Source organism: Capnocytophaga sp. oral taxon 412 str. F0487 (assembly GCF_000271925.1).
GTDB classification, from domain to species: Bacteria; Bacteroidota; Bacteroidia; order Flavobacteriales; family Flavobacteriaceae; genus Capnocytophaga; species Capnocytophaga ochracea.
On the sequence record NZ_AJZR01000014.1, the window covers coordinates 42,182 to 59,357 of the forward strand.

The following is a 17,176-nucleotide window of genomic DNA, read 5'->3' on the forward strand; positions in this document are numbered from 1 at the left end:
TGTAAATGAGTGACACTATCAAACACGAGTGCGGGATTGCTCTTATCCGCTTGCTCAAACCTTTGGAATATTACAAAGAAAAATACGGCTCTGCCTTCTATGGCGTCAATAAAATGTACTTGATGCTGGAAAAGCAACACAACCGTGGGCAAGATGGTGCAGGAGTGGCGAGCATCAAGCTGAATATGCAACCCGGAGAACGCTATATCAGTAGGATTCGTTCCAACGAGGCGCAACCGGTGCAGGATATCTTTACGCGCATCAACCAGCGTATCAACGAAGGGTTTAAGGCGAATCCTACACTGAAAGACAATGTGGCATTGCAGAAAAGAGAACTCCCCTACATAGGCGAAGTGATAATGGGGCACGTGCGTTACGGTACCTTTGGCAAGAACAGCATCGAGAATGTGCACCCTTTCTTGCGCGAGAACAACTGGATATACCGCAACCTCATTATGGCGGGTAACTTCAATATGACCAATGTAAACGAGCTCTTCGAAAACCTCGTACACCTTGGACAACACCCCAAAGACAAAACCGATACTGTGATTGTAATGGAAGGTATCGGTCATTTTTTAGACGATGAGGTAGAAAAGCTCTATCTCCAACTGAAAGAAGAGGGCTATACCAAACAGGAAGCGTCGCCTTTTATTGCCGAACGGCTGAATATAGAGCGTATTTTGAAGCGCGCTGCTAAGTATTGGGACGGTGGTTATGCAATGGAAGGAATGATAGGTAACGGCGATGCTTTTGTACTCCGCGACCCTGCGGGTATTCGTCCGGCGTTTTACTATCGAGATGATGAAGTGGTAGTGGTAGCGTCGGAACGTCCGGCTATACAAACGGTCTTCAATGTAAAATACGAGAATGTACACGAGTTGCCTCCTGGGAATGCGATTATCATCAAGAAGAGTGGTGAGGTGACAGTAAAAGAGATTCTTACCCCAAGGGCACGCAAAGCTTGTTCGTTTGAGCGCATTTACTTCTCTCGTGGTAGTGACCAAGATATTTACCGCGAACGCAAGATGTTGGGTAAGCTACTCTTTCCTCGCATTGCCCAAGCGATAGACCACAACTTGAAAGATACAGTTTTTGCTTATATTCCTAACACGGCTGAAACATCGTATTTGGGACTTATAGAAGCAGCGGAACAATACCTCAACGAGCAGAAAGCAAAACAATTAGCAACCGCCAATGAAAGTGACATTCTTACGATTCTCTCTGAAAAAGTACGCACTGAAAAGGTAGCGATTAAAGATGTGAAGTTGCGCACCTTTATCACCGAAGACAGTAGCAGAGACGACCTTGTGGCGCACGTGTACGACATTACCTACGGTTCGGTACAAAAAGGCGACACTTTGGTAATTATAGACGATAGTATTGTGCGGGGTACGACCCTTAAAAAAAGTATTTTGAGCATATTAGGCAGGTTAGAGCCTAAAAAGATAGTGATAGTCTCTTCGGCACCTCAAATACGCTATCCCGATTGTTATGGGATAGATATGGCGCGTTTAGAAGACCTTGTAGCTTTCCAAGCAGCTTTGGCTTTACACCACGAAAGAGGGACTTACCACATTGTGGAAGAAGTATACCGCAAGTGCCTCACCCAAGTAGCGCTAAGTGATGACAAGGTAGTGAATTACGTAAAAGAAGTGTATGCTCCTTTCAGCGATGAAGAGATTTCGGACAAGATAAGAGATTTGCTTTTGCCAAAGAACTTCACCTCAGAAGTAGCAGTAATTTTCCAAACGGTAGACAACCTGCATAAGGCTTGCCCTAAGAATTTGGGCGATTGGTATTTCACGGGTGATTACCCTACCAATGGTGGCAATAGGGTAGTGAATAGGGCGTTTATTAACTTTTATGAAGGGAATAAAGAGAGGGCGTACTGAGGTTTAGGTAAAAGATAAAAGGTAAAAGGTAAAAGATATGAGGGTAATTAGGAAATGAGAGAATGAGGAAATGAGAGAATGAGGAAATGAGAGAATGAGGAAATTAGAAAATGAGGAAATGAGGAAATGAGGAAATGAGAGAATTAGAGAATTAGAGAAAAATCGACTAAATAAATTAGGTGTGAGTAAAAAGTAGTGGCGGTTATTAGGGTGAAAGACAAGGGTTGCTCGAAGGTGGAGCGGAGGTAAGATAAAGGTAAGGCGAACGATGAGTGGGTCTACAGTGGCTCTACAGTGGGTCTACAGTGGCTCTACAGTGGCTCTACAGTGGGTCTACAGTGGGTCTACAATGAATGATGAACGAAGGAAAGGTGAAGGTAAGTTAAAACTAAAATAGAGATAAAAAGAAGGTTTTTAGTGGACTTCAACTTTGCCAAAGTTTTGAAACTTTGGCAAAGTTCATACAAAAAACAGTGCGAGCCACAGGGACAAGTAGTGAATGAGCGAAGGAAAGGTGATGGTAATACACTAGAAACCTCCCCCTTTACACATACCCAGCTATCGCTGGCTACCTCCAAAGGGGGAATATAGCGACACAAAGGTGAAGGAAAGGTGAAGGTAAAGGGGTTTTAAATACTGTTTTGTTTGTATCGTTTTAATTTATTACCTTTGCAGTTCATATTACCTTATCATTTCATTGAGCAACTATGAACATCGCTTTTGACGCTAAACGGGCTTTCCATAACACACGCGGACTGGGGAATTACAGTCGGGATTTGATTCGCATACTACAAGAACACAAGGTGGGGCATTTATACCTCTTCAACCCACAAAAACGCGAAATTCAGGGAGTGGTGATTGATGAACACACCACCGAAATCACTCCACAATCTTTCTTCTGGCGCAAGCTAAAATCATTATGGCGGAGTGTAAAAATCACTGATATAGCTAAACAACTTCCCATTGATATTTATCACGGACTTTCAGGAGAAATTCCTAAGGGAATTTATAAACACATACCTACGGTAGTTACTATTCACGACCTTATTTTTATGCGTTATCCTGAACTGTATTCGTTTTTTGACAGAAAAATACATTATCGCAAGTTCTTGTATGCCGCACAACATTCAGAACACATCATCGCTATTAGTGAGCAGACTAAACAAGATATCATCAGCTATTTAGGTATTTCGGAAGAGAAAATAACAGTGGTATACCAAGGCTGTCACCGAGCTTTTAAGAAAATATATACCGAAACACAGAAGGAAACTATACGCAAAAAATATCATCTTCCCGAAAAATTTGTATTGAACGTAGGCGCTATTGAGCCCCGCAAGAACGCACTTGAAATAGTGAAAGCTATTGAACCTCTGCGAGATATTTCGTTAGTTTTGGTGGGTAAGCAAACGGCTTATTACCAACAAATAGAGGCGTATTGTGAAGCACACCAACTTAAAGACCGCGTGCAAGCACTGAGTAACGTGCCTATGGAAGACCTCGCTATTATCTACCAGCTTGCTGAGGTGTTTTGCTATCCTTCGATTTTTGAAGGTTTTGGGATTCCTATTATAGAAGCGTTATTTAGCAAAACCCCTGTAATTAGTTCGCAGGGCAGTTGTTTTGCCGAAGCAGGTGGGACACATTCGGTTTATGTAAACTTACAAAACGCTGAAAAAGAGATACGTAAAGCTATTGTAAGCATTACTACTGATGAGGTGTTGCGCAGGCAAATGGTAGAAGAGGGTTACCGACACGCTCAGCATTTTACCGACGAGGCAGTGTTTGAAAACTTGATGAAAGTGTATAAAAAAGTAAAAAGTGAGTAGTAAAAGATAAAAATACGACAGCTGATAACTCGTTTAACTTATTGACTTTATGATATATCATAAATTTTTCTTAAAAAAAAGTGAAGAAAAATTTGTTTGTTAAAAAAACTTCCGTAACTTTGTACCAATTTTAACACTTATAAAGCAATAAAAGATGAGAAAGATGATCTTGTTGATGAGCGTTTTTGCTATGCCCCTCGCTATGGCACAGCAACAAAGCTCGCCAGACGGCAATGTAGTACTCACTTTTTCACTGAAAGCTGATGGAACGCCTTCGTATAAGGTGACTTACAAAAACAAAGCAGTGATCAACGAAAGTACTTTGGGCTTTACTCTTAAAAAAGCCAAACCATTGACCCAAAACTTTAAAGTAGTAGACACCAAAAAGTCTACTTTCAAGGAAACGTGGAAACCTGTATGGGGAGAAGAAAGCGAGATTCTCAACCATTACAACGAACTTCTCGTACAATTACAGCAAGAGAAGACCCAACGAAAAATGAACATTCGTTTTCGCGTATACAACGAGGGAGTGGGCTTCCGCTATGAGTTCCCTTCACAAAAAGAACTCACCTATTTTGTAATAGAGGAAGAACTCTCGCAGTTTGCGATGACCGGAGACCACACCGCTTGGTGGATTCCTGGGGACTACGATACCCAAGAATACGACTATACGGAAAGTAAGCTCTCCGAAATTCGCGGATTGATGAAAGAAGCTGTTACCGAGAACGTATCTCAGTTCGCTTTTTCACCTACCGGCGTACAAACTTCTTTAATGATGAAAACCAAAGACGGCTTGTATATCAATCTTCACGAAGCTGCCTTGGTAGACTACTCGCTAATGAACCTAAACTTAGACGACAAGACTTTCGTCTTCCAATCGTGGCTAACGCCCGATGCACAGGGAGCTAAAGGCTATTTGCAAGCCCCTTGTCACAGTCCTTGGCGTACTATTATGGTGAGTGATGACGCTCGTAAAATCTTGGCGTCACGCCTTATCCTCAACCTCAATGAACCTTGCGCTATTGCCGATACTTCGTGGATTAAACCTGTGAAGTATGTGGGCGTTTGGTGGGAAATGATTACCGGTAAAAACTCTTGGAGTTATACCAACGACCTTCCTGCAGTAGACCTTAATACGGTGGATTACACCAAAACCAAACCTAATGGTACCCACGGCGCTACCAACGAAGAAGTGCGCAAATACATCGATTTTGCGGCGAAACACGGCTTCGACCAAGTGCTCGTGGAAGGTTGGAATATAGGTTGGGAAGACTGGTTTGGTCACAAAAAGGACTATGTGTTTGACTTTATAACTCCTTACCCCGACTTCGACCTTAAAGCACTGAACGACTACGCTCATTCTAAAGGTGTAAAACTGATGATGCACCACGAAACTTCGGGCTCTACGCGCAACTACGAGCGCCATATGAAAGCCGCTTACGAGTTGATGAACCAATACGGTTACAATGCCGTAAAAAGCGGGTATGTAGGCGATATCCTCCCTGTGGGTGAACACCACTACAGCCAATCGACTATTAACCACTACCTCTATGCGATTAAAGAAGCTGCGAAACACAAAATAATGGTGAATGCGCACGAAGCCGTACGCCCTACCGGTATTTGCCGTACTTACCCAAATATGATAGGTAACGAATCAGCTCGCGGTACTGAGTACGAGGCTTTTGGTGGTAACAAAGTATTCCACACCACTATCTTGCCTTTCACTCGTTTGCAAGGAGGACCTATGGACTATACTCCTGGTATTTTCGAGACCGAAATGAAGTATGTAAATCCTAACAATAACAGTCAGATACGCAGTACCTTGGCACGCCAATTAGCGTTGTATGTAACAATGTACAGTCCGCTACAAATGGCAGCCGACTTGCCAGAGAACTACGAGAAGCATATGGACGCTTTCCAATTCATTAAAGATGTACCCGTAGATTGGCAAAAGAGCGTATACCTTGAAGCAGAACCAGGACGTTATATCACCATTGCGCGTAAAGATAAACACAGCAACGATTGGTACGTAGGCTGTACAGCTCACGAAGGCGGACATACCTCAGAGCTTCTGCTCAACTTCTTAGACAAAGGTAAGAAGTACGAGGCTACTATCTATGCTGATGCTAAAGATGCCAACTGGAAAACCAACCCGAAGGCATACACCATCACCAAACAAAAAGTAAATGCTAAAACCAAATTGAAACTTACTGCCGCTCAAGGCGGAGGGTATGCGATACAAATTAGAAAATTAGAAAATTAGAAAATGAGAGAATTAGAGAATTAGCAAATGAGAAAATTAGAAAATTAAAGAATGACCAATTTATGGATAAACCGAATATAATTTTAGAAAAGACTTTCTTGTTTTCTCTTAGAATTATTGAGTTATGTAATGTTCTGGAAGAGAATAGAAAGTATGCTATTGCAAATCAATTATTAAGGTCGGGTACTTCCATAGGAGCTAATATAAGAGAAGCTCAGAATGCTGAAAGTCAGCAGGATTTTATTCATAAGTTTAAAATCGCGTCTAAGGAAGCTGAAGAAACAATGTATTGGTTAGATTTGTGTTTGTATTCGAGGGATTATCCTAACACAGAAACGGAAAAGGAAGAACTATTAAGTATTATTTATATTATTAATACTATTATAGGAACAATGAAGAAGAAATTAGAGAATGGGAAAATGAGGAAATGAGAGAATGAGAAAATTTGAATTTGCTAATTTACTAATTCACAAATTTTCAAATTAATATTATTATATATGAAAGTAAAAATGAACAAACTACTTTGTACAGTAATGTTTTTCTTGTGTGTAGCTTTTGGTTATGCACAGCAAATCACTGTAAAAGGAACAGTGAAAGACGGCTCTGGACAACCTTTGATGGGTGCCAGTGTGCTTGTAAAAGGTACCTCTCACGGTACTGCTGCCGATTTTGACGGTAATTTTGAGTTAAAAGTAGACAAAGGGGTTACCCTTGTGGTCTCATCAGTAGGCTATAAAAGCCGAGAAGTAGCTGCTAAAGCAGGTACTATGAACATTGTTCTCCAAGAGGATACACAACAATTGGAAGACGTGGTAGTCATTGGGTATGGTGCTATAAAGAAAAAAGACTTAACAGGCTCTGTAAACTTGGTGACCGACAAAGACTTTAACAAAGCTCCTTCCGTAAATGCTGACCAGCTTATCCAAGGTAAAATAGCTGGGGTACAAATGACCTCTGCTAGTGGAGCTCCTGGTGAAGGACAAACTATCCGTATCCGTGGTAATGGCTCTTTGTCCTTAACTTCTAACCCGCTAATTGTAATTGACGGTGTGCCAATGAACGATGGAGGCGTGGGCGGTTCTCGTAGTATCTTCAACTCTATCAACCCCGAAGATATCGAGAGTATGACCGTGCTAAAAGACGCTTCGTCTACCGCTATCTTTGGTTCACGTGCTGCCAATGGGGTTATTATGATTACCACCAAAAAAGGAAAAGCAAACCAAGATTTGAAGATTAGCTTCAATACTAGCATCGCCCTACAAGATGTAAACAAATACGTAGATGTAATGAATGCTAACCAATTCCGCCAAACAGTAAAAGGATTGAATAACCCTGCTGCCGAAGCGCTCTTAGGAAATGCCGATACTAATTGGCAAAAAGAAATCTACCAAACTGCTCCAATGAGCAATAGTACTTTGGTGCTCTCCGGCGCTTACAAAACTTTGCCTTACCGTGTATCAGTAGGACATTCGTATGCCGATGGGATATTGCGTACCGATAACTTCAAACGTACCAATGCCAAAATTAGCTTGAACCCTACTTTCTTTGATAAATCATTGAAATTAGAATTGAATGCCAATGGTACTTATATGCAAAACCGTTTTGCTAATAAAGATGCTATTGGGGCAGCCGTAGAGTACGACCCTACTCAGTCAGTGTTTGGAGGTCTCGCTAAATATGGAGGTTACCACGCTTGGGTGAACCCTAATAATGGCAGCCGTTACGACTTAGCTCCTAACAACCCTATGGCAATGCTAAAGTTTTTAGACGATTCTTCTAAAGTGTATCGTTTTATTGGGAATGCTAAAGTAGATTATACCTTGCCTTTCTTTAAAGATATTACCGCTAGTGTAAACGTGGGTATTGATTACAGTAAAGGGGAAGGTGATAAAATAACCGACCGCCGTATGCCTACCTCTACTCCTGATTTCGACGGAGCTAAAACTACTTATACTAATAAAGCTACCAACAAGCTCTTTGATGCCTATATAAACTATATGAAAGACATCAAAGAAACTCATAATATAGGGCTAATGGTAGGACACTCTTATCAGTCATTTGAGTTTGACGATAATTCCACTGATTACTCTTACTTCACTAACCCAGGTGATAACAAAGAGGTGCCTAACATCAACAAGAGTAGAAACGTATTGATGTCTTTCTTTGGTCGTGCAAATTATAGCTATAAGAATCGTTACCTTCTTACCGCTACCCTTCGTGCCGACGCATCTTCTAAACTAAACCCAGACGACCGTTGGGGTTACTTCCCTTCAGTAGCCTTGGCTTGGAACGTGAGCAACGAGAACTTCCTTAAAGACAACAAAACTCTTAACGAACTCAAACTGCGTTTTGGTTATGGTGAAGTAGGGAACGTGAATGGTTTGGGCGACTACCTCTTCCTTACCAATTACACTCGTAGCCAAGACGGAGCTTCTTATCAATTGGGCGATAGCTTCTATCAAACTTACCGTCCTGGGGTAACCAATAAAAACCTACGTTGGGAAGTGGGGAATACCCTCAATGCTGGTATTGATTTTGGATTGTTAGACAACCTCATCACTGGTACCCTCGATGTGTATCGCAAACAAACCAAAGACCTGATAGCCGAAACTACTATTGACCCCTTTACCAACTTTAAAAACCGTGTAAATGCCAATGTAGGGGATATGGAAAACAAAGGTATTGAACTTGGTTTGACCGTAACTCCTATCCGTAATATTGAGAAGAATATCCGTTGGAGTTTCAACTATAACATAGCTTACAACGAAAATAAGATTACCCGTATGCCCGACGACCAGCCTACTGGAGGTATCTCAGGAGGTACTGGTAACCGTGTACAACTACACCGCGAAGGTGAAACCCCTTACTCTTTCTTTGTATACCAACAAGTGTACGACGCACAAGGCAATCCAGTAGAAAATGCTTTTGTGGATAGAAACGGTAATGGCAAAATAGACGAAGGCGACCGCTACTTGTACAAATCGCCTTTTGCCCCTGTGACAATGGGCTTTGGCACCGATTTGAACTACAAGAATTGGGATTTAAACATCACTACCCGTGCAAACATCGGTAACTATGTGTACAATAACACCCAATCACGCTTAGACCAATTCGGCGAAATTACTGCTAACAGTGGTTTCTTGCGCAATATTAAAGCGAATAGTAATTTCCAACGCCATAACGACCAATCGTGGTTAAGCGATTACTACTTAGAGAACGCTTCATTCTTCAAGTTAGACAATATCACCTTGGGATATACTTTCCCTCATACCGATAAAATGTACATTCGCCTTTATGGTACTGTACAAAATGTATTGACTATTACTAAGTACAGCGGTTTAGACCCAGAAGTATACGGTGGTATCGACAATAACTTCTATCCACGCCCTCAAACTTACTTGTTGGGCTTGAATGTTAACTTTTAATGAATATAGAGTATGAAAAAATATATCAAACATAGTATCTTTGGGGTAATATTAGCACTTTCACTTAGTGCTTGTATGAAAGATTTAGACCAAGAGCCTATAGACCCCGATAGCTTTACTGAAAAAGACGTGTTTAAAAACGCTACTGAAGCTAAAGGTGCCTTAGCTAAAATTTATGCCTCATTATCGCTTACTGGGCAAAAAGGTCCTGCGGGTGATGGCGATATAGCAGGTGCCGATGAAGGTTCTACTGGATACACTCGTATGCAATTCTACTTACAAGTAGCCAGTACCGATGAGGCTATCATTCGCTGGAGTGATGCTGGTGTGCCCGACTTCCACAATATGAGTTGGACACCTGCTAACACCTTTAACAATGCCTATTACAACCGCTTGGGGCAACAAATCGCTTTTGCGAACTCGTTTATAGATAACGCACAAGCCTTAGCTTCTGACCCCGAAGTAGCTTATTATATTGCCGAAGCGCGCTTTATCCGTGCTTATGCTTATTACAACGTAATAGATGCTTTCGGGAAAGCACCTTTGGTAACCTCCTCTAAGGCAGATTTAAAACCTGCTCAAAACACACGTGCCGAACTCTTTAACTTCGTAGAAAGTGAGTTAAAGGATTTAGAGGGCAAACTAAAAGCCGCACGTGCTAATGAATACGGACGCGTAGATGTGGTAGCCGCTCAAGCGCTCCTCGCTCGTTTATACCTCAACGCTAAAGTGTATATAGGACAAGATAAATATACCGATTGTATTACTTATGCTAAAAAGGTAATTGCCTCTTCCTATAGCTTAAACACTACCGATGCCAATAACAATGGTACCGCTTACGATGAGTTGTTCCTTGCTGATAACAACAGCAATGGCGCTCAAAACGAGTTTATATTTTTAGCAAGTTTTGATGGGCTTAATACCAAAACCTATGGAGGTACAGCTTTCATTATACACGGAGCTACCGGAGGAAATATGAATGCTTCTTCCTTGGGTATTAACGATGGTTGGAGTGGTCTTACAGCTCCTAAAGAATTCGTTAATAAATTTGAGGTATCAGCACGCAATAGTAATAACGAGCCTACCGCTTGGAAAGACAAACGCGCGATGTTCTATACCGATGGACAAACCTATGAGAACACAGACTTAAAAGACTTTACAAAGTCAGGTTATGCCATTACTAAATTCAAGAACATAACCTCTACAGGAGCCGCAGGTAAAGACCCCGAAAAGAAATTCCCCGACACTGATTTACCGCTTATCCGCTTAGCCGAAGTATATCTTACTTATGCTGAAGCCGTGCTACGCGGTGGTACAGGAGGTGATAGAGCTACTGCCTTAGGTTATATCAACCAATTGCGCACTCGTGCTTATGGTAACGCTTCTGGCAACATAGCTGATAGCAACCTTACCTTAGATTTTATCTTAGACGAACGCGCTCGTGAATTGTACTGGGAAGGATTGCGCCGTACCGACCTTATTCGTTATGGTAAATTTACAGGAGGTGCTTACCTTTGGTCTTTCAAAGGAGGTGCCGCTTCAGGTGTAGCAGTGCCCGATTATAGAAACTTATATCCTATTCCTCAAGATGCACGCACCGCTAATGACAACCTTACTCAAAATACAGGATACTAAAAAGAGAATACTATGAAAAATATACTTAAAACAGCAGCACTATGTATGGGGCTTATCTCATTGGTAGCCTGCGAAAAAGACGAAGAAAAGGCAACCCTTAATGCCGATGCCAAAATAGAGGCTTCCCTATCTACCGACAACGTAGTACTTACACAGGGCACCGCCTCTCAAACAGCTCTTACTGTTTCTTGGGAAACGAAAAACCTCAACATAAACCTTGCTCCTAAATATACCGTTAATTTTGTAAGAAAAGATGGAAAAAAGGAGAAATCTATTTCAGTTGAGAAATCCCCTCTTGCTATCACAGGTAAAGAGTTAAATGACTATCTCATAAGTGATTTAGAAATTACAGCAGGAACAACCACCGAAGTTACCGTAGCGGTAAGATTAGTTCTCAGCGACCAACGTAATTTTTCCTCCGAGCATAAATTGAAAGTAACCCCTTTCCTTGATGAAATCAAACCAAGCGATTGGGGAATAGCTGGTGATGGTGCTAACGGTTGGGATCCAGATAAAGGATTAGATATTAAAATGTGGAAAGGTGACGATGGTGCATTAGTAGCTTATGCTACTTTAAAAACTGGTAGTATCAAATTCCGTAAAGATAATAAATGGGATCTTAATTACGGTGGAAGTAACGGTAAATTAGTGTCTGGAGGAACTAATATTGCTGTCTTAGCAGGTACTTATAAGATTACTTTCAACGAAAAAGCGCTTACTTATAGTATCGAAAAATACTCTTGGGGTATAGTTGGTAGCGGTGCTAATGGTTGGGACGAAAATAAGGATTTAGACATCAAGCTATCTTACAATGGTGCTTTTAACCAATGGGAAGCTAAAAATGTTAGTCTAAAGGACGGAGAAATTAAAATCCGTTTAAATAACCAATGGGGTACAAACTTCGGTGCTGATAGCACTGATAACCCTGCAACCGCTCTTAGTGGTAAGCTTAAAGATGGTGGAAATAACATCAAAATAAGTGCAGGCACTTACAACGTTTCTTTCTCTTTTGATGTAAAAACCAAAGAAGGTACTTACAAGATAGAAAAATTATAACAGAATACAGGCTGTCCGACAGTGTCGGACAGCCTGTATTATATCATTTAAATACCAAAAATATGAAATATTATATATACCTTCTCGCAGGATTGCTCGCCTTTTCCTGCGATAAAAAAAGCAACAACGACAACCCAGAACCCCAAAATACAGTTCCCTTAGACCTTACCAAAATAGACAACGGCAACCGTGTGATGATGCAAGCCTTCTATTGGGACGTAACACCTCTTGGCGAATGGTGGAATACCATTACCCCAAAACTCACTGAGTGGAAAGCCAACGGGGTAGACCGCATATGGCTACCTCCTGCCACCAAAGGCGCTTCTGGGGGCTATTCTATGGGCTACGACCCCTCCGATTATTTCGATTTTGGCGAATATAACCAACACGGCACTGTAAAAACCCGCTTCGGCTCACGCGCTGAACTCGAAAACCTTATCAGCAAAGCCCACGAAAGTGGCTTGCAAGTAATTGCCGATATCGTTATAGGGCATAACAATGGCGGAGGAAAAGAGTGGAACCCTTACCGCAATAAAGAAACCTACACTCTTTTCGATGAAACCCACGGTAATGCTTCTGGAAGATTTAACCGCAACTATGAGTGCTTTCACCCTAATAAATATGTAACTTCTGACGAAGGAGCTGACTTTTACGGGGAACAAGACCTCTCGCATAAAGTGCCCTATGTGCGTGAAGAACTTTGGGAAAAAGATAATTCAATGGCAAAGTACTACAAGAATACAATGAAGTTTGACGGTTGGCGTTTCGACTACGTGAAGAGCTTTGGAGCTTGGGTAGTACGCGATTGGCTAAAAGCAGTAGGTGGTTTCGCTGTAGGTGAATTGTGGGACGGCAACCCCGAAACGCTTAAAAAATGGGTAGACGAGAGCGGTGCAAGTGCTTTCGACTTTGCCTGTTTTTATGCTCTCGAAAAGGCATTAGACCGCAATAAAGATATGCACGAACTAATGACCGATACCCACCCAATGCTTAGAACCTTGCGCCCCGAGAAAGCTGTCACTTTTACAGCTAACCACGATACCGAAAAAGACAATATTGCCGATAATACCATTGCGCCTGACAAAAAACTAATGGCGTATGCCTATATCCTTACTCATAGTGGCTACCCTTGTATTTTCTATTCCGATTACGAAAATGAGGCTTTCAAAGCCAAGCTACAAAAGCTAATGCTCATCAACCGCAGTTTGGCAGTAGGCGAAGAGAAATTTCACTTAGCTTCTAATACGGAGTATGTAGCCTCACGTCTGGGCAACGAGAAAAGTCCAGGCTTAGTGCTCTTTATCAACAACAGCACTCTCCCTGCCAAGCGTACTATTACCACCCATTGGAAAAACAAAACCTTGATAGATTACTCTGGTAATAGTCATTTATTTTTTGTTACCGATAGCGATGGCAATGTAACTATACAAGTACCCGCCAATAGCTACACTGTGTGGTCAATAGGTAAATAACATAAAGTTATACAGATAAAAAAACGAGCTACCTCGCAATGAAGTAGCTCGTTTTTTACTTAAGTTTTAAATCTTCTGTTTAAAACGCTTGTATCTCCAATATAAATAAGCTAAAACTACGAGCAATAACAACCAAAGAACATATCTTAATGGTGTACTTTGGGTGTGCTTTTGTATTTGCTCAGCTTGCTGTATTTCGTGCTTTCGAACTTCAGTTTGAGCACTTGCGTAGGATTGTTTATAAAGAGTAGTATCAGCCTGCTGTAAGCTCTTAGAATGGGCTCTGATAGCTTTTATTTTCACCTTGCCATTGCGTACCCTTATAGTCTCACTATTGCCGTCCCGAGTGCGGGTATAGGTGAGCTCTTTAGCATTGCCAAGACTGTCTTTGTCGTTTTCGAGTTCAATCTCGAAAGACGTGGCGGACAGGTCAGACCATTCAGACTTGAGAGACTGCTGAACAAAGAGCTGGGAGCTATCTTTATTGGTGATAAAGTGCTCTTTCTGGACTTGCCTTTGTGTGTAGGTTTCTACTTTTTTGGTACTGCAACCAATCACTGACAAAAGGAGTAACATTGATAATAAAACTCTTTTCATACATAGTTATTTTGCTTGTTCAATCATTTTAATCACTTTTTTCAAAGTATCCGCATAGTTAGGAGCAGTAGCGTAACCCGCTTTAGCAACCTCCTCTGCAAACTTATACGGGTTGCTTCTTACTAACAATGCCTTTGCATAGCGTTCGTTTTTGATGAAGAATTGAGCGTGGTCAGTGAAACTCTCTTCTGGGGTATCGTACTTCCTAAACCAATCCCTCACCACGTACAGATATTTGCCGTCCGCACGCTTAGTAATGCTGATAATCTCAGGAAAAAGTCCCTTTGTTACTATAGGCACGGAAAGTACCTCCGTAGTACGCACTAACTGCTTCTTACTTGCAGGTGTATCCTTGCTAGCTTTCACGCCGAACATCATATTTCCAGGCACATTCTTGCCCCAGCCCGTCTCTAATGCCGATTGCGCCAGTATGAATAGATGTGATATTCCCGTTTTACGCTGAGTCTCGAGGGCGTAAGGCTTGTATTTTGTTATAAATTCTTTCATATTAATTTATGATATTAATGATAATTCTGACTTCACGAGGGTCCGTCTGGTCAAGAGTTTGTTCATCGATGAGTTGTACATAGAAATTACATTTTACCTGGTTCTCTTCTATCCATACATTCTCTAACAGGACTCTTTCATAGGGTTCATAGGAGGAGGGAAGATAAGGTGTTGCTTCTTGGGTATATAGGTAAGCATCATATGACATACTTGATGAACCTTCTATCCGCCATCTATCATTAGATATTCTTAGGTAATAAGAGGCGTGCAATTGAAGCCTGAATACAGTAAGTTCTCGTGCTATTCTGTTCTTCTCTTCCTCTGATAGGTCATTATGCCACTTGCCGTTAGTATCTATTTCAAACGAAAAACTTTCGCTATTGTCTGAAATATGAAACATTTGGTCGGAAGTATCTACATTATTGCCTTGCTGGGTATCGTACATAGAGATAGAGAGTGCACCATCAGGTACGTCTATCTTTCTTAATATAATATCAAATGAGAAGTTGTGCAAATTGCGCACTTCAAAAGGGGTAGGGTAGGAAGGTACAGAGCACAAGAAATTACATATTTTTCGATTTTCGTTTTTATATACATCTAGTATTTCATAAGATAGTTCGTTACTCAAAAAACTTATACGGGTTTGTGTATAGTCTTCTGAGGTGAGTATCTTGTTGTAGATAAAAAACTGTATGTTAGTAACATCAAAGGTATTAGGTATTACTCCTAAAGCCTTGTAGAAGGTGCATTCATAGGTATAGAGTCCCTCCGATACATTACTTGACAATAGACGCACCTTTATGTCAATATCTTTACTTTTCTTTTGCTCGTCCTCGTAATATAAGAAACACACTAACCTATCAATATCAAAGTATTGGGTATTCCTATAATGTAGGGTTACAGTGAAGGTAACATCTCTCACGTTCAATTGAGAGGTTCCTTTTATACCAAAGTTGTAAAACAGTTGTGGATTCATTACTTGTTATTTACGTTGCTAATTACTTCTGTGCCACAAACTACAAGGCTGGCGGTGCTTCCTTTTGCGCCTGTGATACTACTATCGCCTACAAGAGTTTTGCCTGTGAAGATGATGCTTGCGCTTCCTGCTTTAACAACCGATAACAGAGCGTTGTCGGGGAAAGTACTAAAGTCTAAGTTTATGTCGGTGTCGTTGTTACACCTAAGCACTCTGCCTGCGTGTTCTTTGCTAAGTATGGTGTTATCGGTAACTTCAAGGGCTAAGCCGAAGATTTCCTTATCTATTTTCGTGCCGATAAGGTCGCTGAGCTGGCGATGGTTTTTTAACTCGGTTACAATTTCCTGCAAGGTATCAAGACTCACATCATCTACCTGCAAAATGGTGTTAATGTCTTGTATTTGTTTCTTCACCTCATCAAACAATATCTTATGTGCTTGTGTATCGTTTAGGTGATTACTCAATTGTTCAGCTGAAGCCGTGCCTTCTACGAGTTTGTCTAAGCCCTCTACGCTTGCCATTGGTATCTTTTCGCTCTTGTGCCAAAAACTATCCAACCAAGCCCAAAACTGCTCTTGTGTTGGTTTTTTAAGGTTAGAAAACCACTGCTTTAAAGTTTCTATTGCTGTCATAATTATTAATCTTATTGTATAAATTAAAATCCTACAAAACGAATAAATTTTACTATCCGAGAAGGTTGAATATTATTAATAGGTTCTTCACCTCCTTTGAGAATAGCTTTTAAATAATGTCCTTGTTCCTTTCCCCATTCAGGCAAGTGGTGGCCTTCAGCCCATTGTCCACCTCCTCTGTGCCAACTCGTTATATTCTTTAAATTATCACCGAGTATCTCAAAACCATTACCATTTTGATTTTCTAAATCAAGTTTTATGTTAGGTAAGTTTTTTAGTTCTACCTTTTCTTCTTTTGTACCTACTGTTGTACCAATTCTATTAAATGAATCATCATTAGATTTATAGCCTACAGGAACTACTCCTTGCATTTCAGTATGTTCCACCCATCCTTCAGGAATGTCTGAAGCAGGTCTGTCCCATATTGCTACTAACCCCAAGGGTACCGTTTTCTTTACGCGCTCTTCTAATTTCTCCAAGCGTTTCAACAAAGAGGTTTCTTCTGTAAAAGATTTCTCTTCTATTTGTCTGTTGCTTAACACTCGTCTGAAACTCTCCCACGGATAACTCTTTGTACTACTGCCAAAAGTAGCTACTTTCTCCACAAGTACTGTTTTCTGTGAGCCGTCTTCAAAAATTTTAGATGTGTTCACTTCCTTAATAAACACGTGAGAGCCAAGTGTCGTACCCTGAAAAGGGTATATTTCTCCTTCAATGGCTACTACTCCGTCTGACACCGTGTTCCCTACTACTTCACACCCCGAAAGAATAATTAAATCTCCTGAAATACCACTCATTGCATTGAATATCTTATAAGCATTCTGCATATAACTTAATACATCGGTAGTTAGTGGGAAACCTCCCGTTTGGTTTACATTAATACTGTTCATAATTT

13 protein-coding genes are annotated in these 17,176 nt (G+C 41.0%); 8 read left to right on the forward strand and 5 right to left on the reverse strand.

Annotated features, from left to right (window positions below; all coding sequences use genetic code 11):
* Nucleotides 1-5: 5 nt before the first annotated feature.
* The 8 genes from HMPREF1321_RS02375 to HMPREF1321_RS02410 all read left to right on the forward strand — a co-directional run bounded on the left by HMPREF1321_RS02375 (nucleotide 6) and on the right by HMPREF1321_RS02410 (nucleotide 13,569).
* A complete protein-coding gene (locus tag HMPREF1321_RS02375; RefSeq protein ID WP_009421236.1) occupies nucleotides 6-1,892 on the forward strand; it encodes an amidophosphoribosyltransferase in 1,887 nt (628 codons plus the stop codon).
* A gap of 707 nt (nucleotides 1,893-2,599) precedes the next feature.
* Complete coding sequence (locus tag HMPREF1321_RS02380; protein ID WP_009421241.1) at nucleotides 2,600-3,718, forward strand: glycosyltransferase family 4 protein; 1,119 nt, start codon at nucleotides 2,600-2,602, stop codon at nucleotides 3,716-3,718.
* A gap of 154 nt (nucleotides 3,719-3,872) precedes the next feature.
* Nucleotides 3,873-5,981: a glycoside hydrolase family 97 protein gene (locus tag HMPREF1321_RS02385; RefSeq protein WP_034575525.1), complete on the forward strand. Its 2,109-nt coding sequence runs from the start codon at nucleotides 3,873-3,875 to the stop codon at nucleotides 5,979-5,981.
* A gap of 62 nt (nucleotides 5,982-6,043) precedes the next feature.
* Nucleotides 6,044-6,412, forward strand: coding sequence for a four helix bundle protein (locus HMPREF1321_RS02390; protein WP_009418620.1), 369 nt, complete (start codon nucleotides 6,044-6,046; stop codon nucleotides 6,410-6,412).
* A 66-nt stretch (nucleotides 6,413-6,478) separates the two neighbouring features.
* Nucleotides 6,479-9,406: a SusC/RagA family TonB-linked outer membrane protein gene (locus tag HMPREF1321_RS02395; protein ID WP_009421232.1), complete on the forward strand. Its 2,928-nt coding sequence runs from the start codon at nucleotides 6,479-6,481 to the stop codon at nucleotides 9,404-9,406.
* Between the two features lie 12 nt (nucleotides 9,407-9,418).
* On the forward strand, nucleotides 9,419-11,041 hold the full coding sequence (locus HMPREF1321_RS02400) for a RagB/SusD family nutrient uptake outer membrane protein (RefSeq protein WP_009421210.1): 1,623 nt from the start codon (nucleotides 9,419-9,421) through the stop codon (nucleotides 11,039-11,041).
* Between the two features lie 12 nt (nucleotides 11,042-11,053).
* Nucleotides 11,054-12,097 (forward strand): SusE domain-containing protein, encoded by a 1,044-nt coding sequence (locus HMPREF1321_RS02405; RefSeq protein WP_009421202.1) that lies wholly within the window; start codon nucleotides 11,054-11,056, stop codon nucleotides 12,095-12,097.
* A 62-nt stretch (nucleotides 12,098-12,159) separates the two neighbouring features.
* Nucleotides 12,160-13,569, forward strand: a complete 1,410-nt coding sequence (locus HMPREF1321_RS02410; RefSeq protein WP_009421177.1) for an alpha-amylase — start codon at nucleotides 12,160-12,162, stop codon at nucleotides 13,567-13,569.
* Between the two features lie 66 nt (nucleotides 13,570-13,635).
* On the opposite strand, the gene HMPREF1321_RS02415 is transcribed toward HMPREF1321_RS02410, so the two are convergent.
* Genes HMPREF1321_RS02415 through HMPREF1321_RS02435 form a run of 5 tightly spaced genes read right to left on the reverse strand, consistent with a single transcriptional unit; the run spans nucleotide 13,636 to nucleotide 17,171 of the window.
* Nucleotides 13,636-14,166 carry a hypothetical protein gene (locus HMPREF1321_RS02415; protein ID WP_009421188.1) on the reverse strand — a complete coding sequence of 177 codons (531 nt, stop codon included), beginning with the start codon at nucleotides 14,164-14,166 and terminating at the stop codon, nucleotides 13,636-13,638.
* A 6-nt stretch (nucleotides 14,167-14,172) separates the two neighbouring features.
* Nucleotides 14,173-14,679 carry a glycoside hydrolase family 73 protein gene (locus tag HMPREF1321_RS02420; protein ID WP_157461764.1) on the reverse strand — a complete coding sequence of 169 codons (507 nt, stop codon included), beginning with the start codon at nucleotides 14,677-14,679 and terminating at the stop codon, nucleotides 14,173-14,175.
* A complete protein-coding gene (locus tag HMPREF1321_RS02425) occupies nucleotides 14,675-15,649 on the reverse strand; it encodes a hypothetical protein (RefSeq protein WP_009421213.1) in 975 nt (324 codons plus the stop codon). The genes HMPREF1321_RS02420 and HMPREF1321_RS02425 overlap by 5 nt, the downstream gene beginning before the upstream one ends.
* Nucleotides 15,649-16,281, reverse strand: coding sequence for a hypothetical protein (locus HMPREF1321_RS12135; protein ID WP_009421211.1), 633 nt, complete (start codon nucleotides 16,279-16,281; stop codon nucleotides 15,649-15,651). The genes HMPREF1321_RS02425 and HMPREF1321_RS12135 overlap by 1 nt, the downstream gene beginning before the upstream one ends.
* A 23-nt stretch (nucleotides 16,282-16,304) precedes the next feature.
* Nucleotides 16,305-17,171, reverse strand: coding sequence for a hypothetical protein (locus tag HMPREF1321_RS02435; RefSeq protein ID WP_009421184.1), 867 nt, complete (start codon nucleotides 17,169-17,171; stop codon nucleotides 16,305-16,307).
* Between the last annotated feature and the right edge of the window lie 5 nt (nucleotides 17,172-17,176).

Excerpts from the sequence above, each read along its gene's own strand:
- HMPREF1321_RS02375 (WP_009421236.1), top strand. The coding sequence starts at position 6 with ATGAGTGACACTATCAAACACGAGTGCGGGATTGCTCTTATCCGCTTG.
- HMPREF1321_RS02380 (WP_009421241.1), top strand. The coding sequence starts at position 2,600 with ATGAACATCGCTTTTGACGCTAAACGGGCTTTCCATAACACACGCGGA.
- HMPREF1321_RS02385 (WP_034575525.1), top strand. The coding sequence starts at position 3,873 with ATGAGAAAGATGATCTTGTTGATGAGCGTTTTTGCTATGCCCCTCGCT.
- HMPREF1321_RS02390 (WP_009418620.1), top strand. The coding sequence starts at position 6,044 with ATGGATAAACCGAATATAATTTTAGAAAAGACTTTCTTGTTTTCTCTT.
- HMPREF1321_RS02395 (WP_009421232.1), top strand. The coding sequence starts at position 6,479 with ATGAAAGTAAAAATGAACAAACTACTTTGTACAGTAATGTTTTTCTTG.
- HMPREF1321_RS02400 (WP_009421210.1), top strand. The coding sequence starts at position 9,419 with ATGAAAAAATATATCAAACATAGTATCTTTGGGGTAATATTAGCACTT.
- HMPREF1321_RS02405 (WP_009421202.1), top strand. The coding sequence starts at position 11,054 with ATGAAAAATATACTTAAAACAGCAGCACTATGTATGGGGCTTATCTCA.
- HMPREF1321_RS02410 (WP_009421177.1), top strand. The coding sequence starts at position 12,160 with ATGAAATATTATATATACCTTCTCGCAGGATTGCTCGCCTTTTCCTGC.
- HMPREF1321_RS02415 (WP_009421188.1), bottom strand. The coding sequence starts at position 14,166 with ATGAAAAGAGTTTTATTATCAATGTTACTCCTTTTGTCAGTGATTGGT.
- HMPREF1321_RS02425 (WP_009421213.1), bottom strand. The coding sequence starts at position 15,649 with ATGAATCCACAACTGTTTTACAACTTTGGTATAAAAGGAACCTCTCAA.
- HMPREF1321_RS12135 (WP_009421211.1), bottom strand. The coding sequence starts at position 16,281 with ATGACAGCAATAGAAACTTTAAAGCAGTGGTTTTCTAACCTTAAAAAA.
- HMPREF1321_RS02435 (WP_009421184.1), bottom strand. The coding sequence starts at position 17,171 with ATGAACAGTATTAATGTAAACCAAACGGGAGGTTTCCCACTAACTACC.